Raw genomic sequence first — 8,095 nt, forward strand, 5'->3', positions numbered from 1 at the left:
CTATGTAATATTATTTTCAATAATTGATTTATTGATTTCACTACCTACTAGTTTTTATGGGGAATTTATTTTAAAACATAGATATGATCTATCCAACCAAACCCTATTTAGATGGTTAGAGTTGACATTTAAAAGTTTTGCCTTAAATACAGTAGTATTTTCCATATTCATAGGGTTTCCTTATTATTTAATATATAGAAACCCTACCAGATGGTGGCTATATTTAGGGTTATTATCTATACCTGTTTTTGCTTTTATAATTTTTATCTCTCCTATGTATATAGATCCTATATTTAATAAATATACATCCATAGAAGATGAAGAATTAGGAAAAGAAATAAAACAACTTTTGAGAAAAGCAGAAATAGAGGATGCAGAAATATATAAGGTAGATAAAAGTAGAGATACGAAAGAGATGAACGCTTATATGACAGGAGTTTTTAAATCTAAAAGAATAGTGCTATGGGATACCACTATGGAAAAGTTGGATAAAGATGAGGTGTTATCTATTACTGCCCACGAAATAGGACATTATATAAAAGGACATATCTGGAAGAGTATCATATTAGGAGGTTTGTTTTCAGTAGTTTTAATGTACTTAGTATATAGAACTTCTAATTGGATACTTATAAATTCCAATGGAGTATTTGGATTTAATAGATTATATGATATAGCTTCTATTCCTTTAATTATCTTAGTATTAAACTTCTATATGTTTTTCGCAAATCCAATAATCAATTTTAGCTCTAGACAGATGGAAAGGGAAGCTGATATGATAGAAATACAATTGACAAAAAATAAAGAGGCAGCTATATCTACTATGTTAAAACTATATGAAGGCAATTTAAGTATTCCCAGGCCAAGTAAATTATTTAAAATATGGTACCATAGCCATCCTACAGCAGAAGAAAGAATTAAGTTTTTTACTGAATATTAATATTCTAATAGATAATCTTTAAGACCTTTTCTCAAGTTAAGTCTTTTTAATTTTTTTAATGCTTTATTTTCAATTTGCCTAATTCTTTCCCTTGTCAGATCATATTTATTTCCGATGGCCTCTAGAGTTAAGGGATCATTTCCATTTAAACCGAATCTAAGCTCCAAAACCTCCTTTTCTTTGGGAGATAATGTATTTAGTATTTTTATTAATTGTTCTTTTAAGCTTTCTGAAACAATTATATCTTCAATGGAAATATCTTGGCAAGGGATATAATCTTGAAGTTCTACATAATTTTCATCTGAATCTGTATTTATAATAGAGTTTAGAGAAGTAAAGTTAGAGTAGTTTTTTTTGTAGTAATTAATTAAAAGATATTCTTGTTCTGTCATATTTGCTTCGTTACATAGCTCTTTTAAATTTATTTCTTCGTTTTTAGCCATATAATTGCTTTCTACTGTAGATAGACTGTTAATTTTTTCATAAATATAAGCAGGGAGTCTTACCATATATCCATTATTCATCAAAGCTCTATCCATCTGCTGAATAATCCAATAATATACATAGGTAGAAAAACTAGTATCCCTAGTAGTATCAAATCTTTCTATACCTTTCATCATACCAATAACCCCTTCTTGTACTAAATCTTCTAATGTGAAACAAGTAGGATTTTTCATTCTTTTTCTTGCTGCAGAGTATATTAAGCCTATATTATTTACTATAATTTTATTTCGAATATTTATATCTCTATTCTTCTTATAAAGGGCAACAAGTTCTTCATTGGAAGTAAAATTATTTTCCTTAAATTTTAAATGATTAGCTTTCATCTCCATCACCTAATATATTATATTCTATATGGATTCATAAAATCCTTCCTTTTTAGAAAACTATTGAAGATAAATTTATATTGTTATGTAATTTATATAACAGATAGGAAGGATGAAGGATATGATCATTAAAATTGATTTTGAATATTTGTAAAAAAATCTATGATGAGATATAGATATTATATAATAATTAAAGTGATGGGTTCCCATCACTTTAATTATGTCTTCTAGATAAATCCTCCAATAAATCGGAGGTTAATTTATTGATATCCTCTATCTTATTGTTGAGTTCTTCAAACTTTTTACTTAGGCCATCATCCTTTGTTTTGCCTAAATCATTAGATGTAAGAAGCATATTTATGCTATTTAAATATTGACTAGTGTTCCAATTGTTTTCATCAATTCTTTTAGTCTGACTTAATATTTCACCCATAGCTTTTGAATTTTTCATAGGACTCATCCTCTCTTAGTATTACATTTCTCATTATCTAGTATGTGCTGAAAAATAAAAATTATTAAATTTTAAAGAGGAACCATTTATAGGTGCTTATTTCATATTTCAATTCATATATTTTCTGAGTATTATTGATTGTACTTTGACATCTATAGAGGATCATCTTGTTACCTGCTAGTTTTTCTTCTTCAGCAAATAAAACCTTATCTACTTTTATCACTTTATATATATTGTTCTCATCTATAATTCTATATCTTAAGGGAATTGGTTTTTCCTTTGTAGTAAACCAAGCTATCATTTCTATTGGTTTCATCAATATCTTCATATAATATCACTCCTAAAAAATACTAGACATCATAGGATAATCTTCTTCTGCCACTACCCCTCCGATAATAGGTTTTATACCAGAGTAGAGGAAGCAAGAGCGAATTACAGAACTGTATCCATATCTATATCTTATTTTATCTATGGTTTTATCTAGAATCTCTTCCCTTGGATCATAATCCTCCAATAGGGATAGTTGACAGAATTCATTAGAAGAAAGATCAGATATATTTACGGAAAAACGCCTTATGGGTTCTCCCTCCCATATTTCATCAAATAGTTTCTTAGCAGTTTTATATATAACATTAGTAGAATCTATAGGTATGTCTAGTTTTCTTTGATGGGAATAGGAATGAAATTGGTGACTTTTCAAAGATATAGAAATTACCCTTCCACTTTGTTCTAAATCTCTTATTCTCATGCCTACCATTTCCGATAGAGCCAATAGAAACATGTAACTTTCCTTCCTACTATCTACATCATAAGAGGTGGTGGTAGAATTGCCTACAGATTTTACTGGAAGGGGAATATTTCTTACAGGGGAATTTTCTATTCCATTGGCATATTCCCATATGAGAAGACCAGGTTTTTTTAACCAAGAGTGTACATACTCCCTATTCAGTTTAGCCAATTCTCCTATAGTAAATATACCTCTCCCGTTAAGTTTCTTTTTAGTTCTAGAGCCTACCATAAATAATTCATCTACCGGTAATGGCCACATTTTATTTTCTATCTCGTAATGAAATAGAGTATGTACTCTATCAGGCTTTTTGAAATCTGAAGCCATTTTAGCCAATAGTTTATTAGGACCTATACCTATATTAACCGTAAAGCCTAATTCTTTTTTTATTCTTTCCTTTATTTCATAGGCAATGTCTAGGAAATTTTGTTCAGTATCATAAGAATAATCTAAAAAAACCTCATCAATAGAATATCTTTGTATATAGGGAGAATATTCCTCTAATAAATCTACCATGGAACTACTAGCCTTCATATATCTCTCATAATTAGGAGGAATAATGGCTAGATTAGGATATTTTTGTTTAGCTGAATAAATGCTTTCTCCTGTTAAGATTCCATACTTTTTTGCAGGTATGGATTTAGCCAATACTATACCATGCCTTTTGGATTCATCTCCTCCTACTATTGATGGTATATTCCTTAAATCTGTACTTTCTCCATGTTGTAATCTATAGGCTGCTTCCCAAGAAAGGTAGGCAGAATTAACATCTATATGGAATATAATCCTGTGTTTCATAAAAATCCCTCCTAGGCCCATTATAACAGAACGTATGTTTGATGTAAATAAGAATTTAATATTTTTCAAGATTATAGGGGTAATATAATTATTAACGAGATTTTGGGTTATATATATAATAGTATGAAAATTAGATTAAATTATAGGAGTGGATTAAATGAATATAGATGAATTAACTATTAATACCTTAAGGGTTTTATCAGCAGAAGCTGTAGAAAGGGCTAAATCCGGTCATCCAGGTTTACCTTTGGGGGCAGCTCCAGCTGCATATACTCTTTGGGCAAAGATAATGCGCCATAACCCTAAAAATCCAAATTGGGTTAATAGGGATAGGTTTATTTTATCGGCAGGCCATGGGTCTATGTTATTGTATTCTCTATTATATCTATTTGGATATGGTCTAGATAAGGAAGAATTAAAAAACTTTAGACAATTGGATAGTAAAACTCCTGGCCATCCTGAATATGGTCATACAATAGGAGTAGAAGCCACAACTGGCCCTTTAGGGCAAGGATTTGCCAATGGTGTTGGGATGGCCATGGCAGAGGCTCATTTAGCAGCATACTTTAATAGACCAGGACATAATATCATAGATCATTATACTTATGTTCTCTCTGGAGATGGGTGCTTAATGGAAGGAATTAGTTATGAAGCAGCTTCTTTAGCAGGCCATTTAGGATTAGGGAAACTTATTGTACTTTATGATTCAAACTCTATTACAATAGAGGGAGGTACTGATTTAGCTTTTACAGAAGATGTACCTAAGCGTTTTCAAGCCTTAGGTTGGGAAACTTACAGAGTAGATGATGGGAATGATATAGAAAAGATAGAAGAAACCATAGTAAAAGCTAAGGAAAATACTTCTAAACCATCATTAATAGAGATAAAAACGGAAATAGGTTATGGTTCCCCAAAACAAGGAAAAAGTTCTGCCCATGGAGAACCTTTAGGGGAAGAAAATTTAAAAGAGCTGAAAAATTATTTAGGCTGGAAAGAGAAAGAAGAATTTATTGTACCAGAAAAAGTCAAAGAACATATGAAAAAGTTGATAGAAAAGGGAATGGAGGCGGAAGAAGACTGTAAGAGAAAATGGAAAAGCTATAAAGAAGAATATCCAGATTTAGCTGAAGAATTAGCAAAGTGGATTGATTTAGAAATGCCTAAAGATTATTTAGAATCTGAAGAGTTTTGGAGTTTTGAAAAAGATGTCTCTACAAGAGAAGCCTCTGGAATATTAATAAATAGATTAGCAGAGAAAATCCCTAATCTAATGGGAGGTTCTGCAGATTTAGCACCTTCTAATAAGACTGCTATGAAGGAAAGAAAGGTTTTTTCTTCTGATGATTATACTGGTTCTAATATCCACTTTGGAGTAAGGGAACATGCTATGGGAGCCATATTAAATGGAATGGCTTTACATGGTGGGTTAAGGGTATATGGGGGAACTTTTTTGGTATTTAGCGATTATATGAAACCCGCAATGAGATTAGCAGCCCTTATGAATCTACCAGTAACTTATGTATTAACCCATGACAGTATAGGGGTAGGAGAAGATGGACCTACTCACCAACCTATAGAACATCTGGCTATGTTGAGAACTATGCCAAATATGACGACGATTAGACCAGCTGATGCTAGAGAAACATCAGCAGCCTGGTATAGGGCATTGACAAAAGAAGCTCCAACAGCTTTAATACTTACAAGACAAGGGTTACCTCTTTTGAAGGGAACTGGCAAAGAAGCTTTAAAAGGAGGATATATATTAAAGGAAGATGGAAAAGTGGATATAATCCTAATGGGAACTGGTTCTGAAGTTCAGTTGATTTATGAAGCATCAAATAGATTAAAGGAGAAGGGAATTGGTACCAAAGTGGTAAGTATTCCCTCTTGGGAAATATTCGAAGAACAAACTGAAGAATATAAGGAAAAAGTATTGCCTAAAGAAATAACAAATAGATTAGCAGTAGAAGCAGCCTCTTCCTTTGGATGGCATAAATATGTAGGTAGCAATGGAAAGGTTTTAGGCCTTAAGGATTTTGGGGCTTCTGCACCAGGAAATGAATTATTTGAAAGATTTGGATTTACAGTAGATAGAATAGTAGAGGAAGCATTAAAGCTATTAGAAGATAAATAAAATTTCACAGGTATTGCTAAGTATTTAGAACTGTAGTATTATTGATTTAGATGAAAATTTAATAGAATGGTATAGGTTGCTATTTAGCATTAATAGGGAAACAGGTGAAATTCCTGTGCGGTCCCGCCGCCGTAAAGTGTTTTAGTAGTTTATAATGCCACTGGGAAACTGGGAAGGCAAACTACTTTTATAAACCAAGCCGGAAGACCTGCCTATACTTGCACAACGATAACTTCACGAGGAATGAAGAGGTTGTAGATACAGAAAACAAAACCTTTCAACTTGAAGTTGGAAGGTTTTTTGATTTGAAGATGAGGAGGAAATATTATGAGTAAAAAATTTAAGGTGATTTTATCGATTTTAATAGTAACATTGCTGGTATTTGTTGGTTATAAAGTTTTTTTAAGCCCTAAAGGAGTAGAAGGAGCTAAGGCAGTTACAATCCACGTAATTAATGAAGATGAGGATGTGGATAAGACCTTTGAATATAATACAGATTATGAATTCTTATTGGAATTATTAGAGGAAAAGCAAGAAGAACTAGGAATAACTTTTGAAAAATATGATTTTGGTACTATGGTAGTAGGAATGCTAGACTATGTTGCAGATCCTAATAAGCAGGAATATTTTCATGTAAGTATTAATGGCGAAGATGCATTAACAGGTCCAGGAGAAATACCTCTGATAGATGAAGATGTTTATACTTTTGAATTGAAAAACTATTAAGGCCATGAAGATACGAGATATTGCCCTTATAGGGATTCTAAGTGCAACTATAACAACAGGGAAGTTGGCTTTAAGTTTTATACCTAATGTTGAAATTGTTACTTTATTGTTTATTGTATATACTATTGTATTTGGATATAAAAAAATCTTATTAGTATCCTTAGTATTTACAACTACTGAAATATTTATATATGGATTTTCTACTTGGTTTCTTGTATATTATATTATTTGGCCTTTGCTTATAATAATAACGGAATTCATGAAGAAAAAGATAAAATCCGAATATGGTTATGCAACCATTGGAGCCATATTTGGCTATACTTTTGGAGCTTTCTTTGCTGTGATAGAATCGTTTTTTTATGGTGCAGCTTATGGATGGACTTATTGGATTAGAGGTATATTATTTGACTTACTTCATGGGACTTCTAATTTTATAATAATTCTAGTTCTTTTTAAGCCAATAATAGATATATTGACAAGGCTTAAGAAATCTTATTATACAAATAAAAGCTAAGGTGTTGCCGAGACCACTGAAAAGTACTTAATTTGTCATTCTGAGCGTTAGCGAAGAATCTATAAATGGCACAAAATCAAGATTCTTCACTTTCGATTCAGGATGGCAATCTAACTTTTTAAGTGGTCTCCGTATTGTCCTAGTTTTACATAATACTGGTATTGATTTTTCTGTAAAATTTTCATTATATATGTTAAAATGATTTAAGTAAGACAACCGTTTATATTTATAAATATGTGGATAGAATAGAATATGAGGTGGATTAATGAAAACTAAAGCTGTTATTCTTGGAGCTAATTATTATATGGAGGGCCGGCACAGTCGAGTTCTCTACTCTCTGCTGTTCCCCCGCTTCAGCCCGGAAGATCAGAAAAAACCGTATCAACCTCCGACAGAGCCTCAGGTCAATCATGGCAACGGGCAGTTCCGCGAAACGGAACTCGCTGCCATGTCTATTACCGATCTTCCCGATATTGAAGAGCTAAAAACGATCGATGGACTTGAATTAGCAGTCGAAGCTGCCGCAGGGTCCTACGAAACACTTCTGACGGCGAACATGAGGCTCGGTAGTCAGGTTTTGATGAGTGTCCACGGCAATATGTGGGCGGCGATTCATCATGCCAGCCAAGCTATTGAGGCGAGAAATGCAAAGCTGGCGGCTATAAAAAAGCAGTTGGCAGAGCTTCGAATCGAAATCTCCAATCTTGAAAACCAACGCTGGAACATCGAACGGAGAATTAACAACCTCAGAGGGAAAGAAGCTGAGCTTGAGGCGATCCGGAACAAACTGATCGAGCTCGACGTACGCTTCAAAGAACTGAGCCGGCAGAAACAATCAATCATGAAAACGGCGGTTGCTGGCAGAATGAAGCTTTATTCAGTTTCGTTGGAGCAATTACGTCGGTCCCTACCGGAGCTTCT

The 8,095-nt window shown here is 32.8% G+C and carries 9 protein-coding genes and 1 riboswitch; of the genes, 5 read left to right on the forward strand and 4 right to left on the reverse strand.

The genetic code is table 11. The annotated features are described in order from the left end of the window. The coding region (locus VK998_RS11245) for a M48 family metallopeptidase (RefSeq protein ID WP_325228344.1) at positions 1-937 on the forward strand (937 nt) is incomplete at its 5' end. On the opposite strand, the gene VK998_RS11250 is transcribed toward VK998_RS11245, so the two are convergent. The 4 genes from VK998_RS11250 to VK998_RS11265 all read right to left on the reverse strand — a co-directional run bounded on the left by VK998_RS11250 (position 934) and on the right by VK998_RS11265 (position 3,800). After that, on the reverse strand, positions 934-1,764 hold the full coding sequence (locus tag VK998_RS11250) for a sigma-70 family RNA polymerase sigma factor (RefSeq protein ID WP_325228346.1): 831 nt from the start codon (positions 1,762-1,764) through the stop codon (positions 934-936). The two genes, VK998_RS11245 and VK998_RS11250, sit on opposite strands and share 4 nt — an antisense overlap. Positions 1,765-1,978: 214 nt before the next feature. After that, entirely contained in the window at positions 1,979-2,215 is a 237-nt protein-coding gene (locus tag VK998_RS11255; RefSeq protein WP_325228349.1) for a hypothetical protein, read from the reverse strand. Between the two features lie 64 nt (positions 2,216-2,279). Continuing rightward, positions 2,280-2,543: a hypothetical protein gene (locus VK998_RS11260; protein WP_325228351.1), complete on the reverse strand. Its 264-nt coding sequence runs from the start codon at positions 2,541-2,543 to the stop codon at positions 2,280-2,282. 12 nt (positions 2,544-2,555) lie between these two features. Next, positions 2,556-3,800 carry a DNA polymerase Y family protein gene (locus VK998_RS11265; protein WP_325228353.1) on the reverse strand — a complete coding sequence of 415 codons (1,245 nt, stop codon included), beginning with the start codon at positions 3,798-3,800 and terminating at the stop codon, positions 2,556-2,558. 157 nt (positions 3,801-3,957) lie between these two features. Here VK998_RS11265 and tkt point away from each other — a divergent pair, with 157 nt between their 5' ends. The 4 genes from tkt to VK998_RS11285 all read left to right on the forward strand — a co-directional run. Then, positions 3,958-5,934: a transketolase gene (gene tkt, locus VK998_RS11270; RefSeq protein WP_325228355.1), complete on the forward strand. Its 1,977-nt coding sequence runs from the start codon at positions 3,958-3,960 to the stop codon at positions 5,932-5,934. A 56-nt stretch (positions 5,935-5,990) separates the two neighbouring features. Beyond that, positions 5,991-6,164: riboswitch (cobalamin riboswitch) on the forward strand. A 97-nt stretch (positions 6,165-6,261) separates the two neighbouring features. After that, positions 6,262-6,660 (forward strand): hypothetical protein, encoded by a 399-nt coding sequence (locus VK998_RS11275; RefSeq protein ID WP_325228358.1) that lies wholly within the window; start codon positions 6,262-6,264, stop codon positions 6,658-6,660. A 4-nt stretch (positions 6,661-6,664) separates the two neighbouring features. Continuing rightward, positions 6,665-7,174, forward strand: a complete 510-nt coding sequence (locus VK998_RS11280) for a hypothetical protein (protein ID WP_325228360.1) — start codon at positions 6,665-6,667, stop codon at positions 7,172-7,174. 265 nt (positions 7,175-7,439) lie between these two features. Further along, a partial coding sequence (locus VK998_RS11285; protein WP_325228363.1) for a hypothetical protein occupies positions 7,440-8,095 on the forward strand: 656 nt, incomplete at its 3' end.

The organism is Schnuerera sp., assembly GCF_035459645.1.
In the GTDB taxonomy this organism is placed as follows: Bacteria; Bacillota; Clostridia; order Tissierellales; family Tepidimicrobiaceae; genus Schnuerera.

Coding starts and splice junctions, on each gene's coding strand:
- VK998_RS11250 (WP_325228346.1), bottom strand. CDS start 1,764: ATGAAAGCTAATCATTTAAAATTTAAGGAAAATAATTTTACTTCCAAT.
- VK998_RS11255 (WP_325228349.1), bottom strand. CDS start 2,215: ATGAAAAATTCAAAAGCTATGGGTGAAATATTAAGTCAGACTAAAAGA.
- VK998_RS11260 (WP_325228351.1), bottom strand. CDS start 2,543: ATGAAGATATTGATGAAACCAATAGAAATGATAGCTTGGTTTACTACA.
- VK998_RS11265 (WP_325228353.1), bottom strand. CDS start 3,800: ATGAAACACAGGATTATATTCCATATAGATGTTAATTCTGCCTACCTT.
- tkt (WP_325228355.1), top strand. CDS start 3,958: ATGAATATAGATGAATTAACTATTAATACCTTAAGGGTTTTATCAGCA.
- VK998_RS11275 (WP_325228358.1), top strand. CDS start 6,262: ATGAGTAAAAAATTTAAGGTGATTTTATCGATTTTAATAGTAACATTG.
- VK998_RS11280 (WP_325228360.1), top strand. CDS start 6,665: ATGAAGATACGAGATATTGCCCTTATAGGGATTCTAAGTGCAACTATA.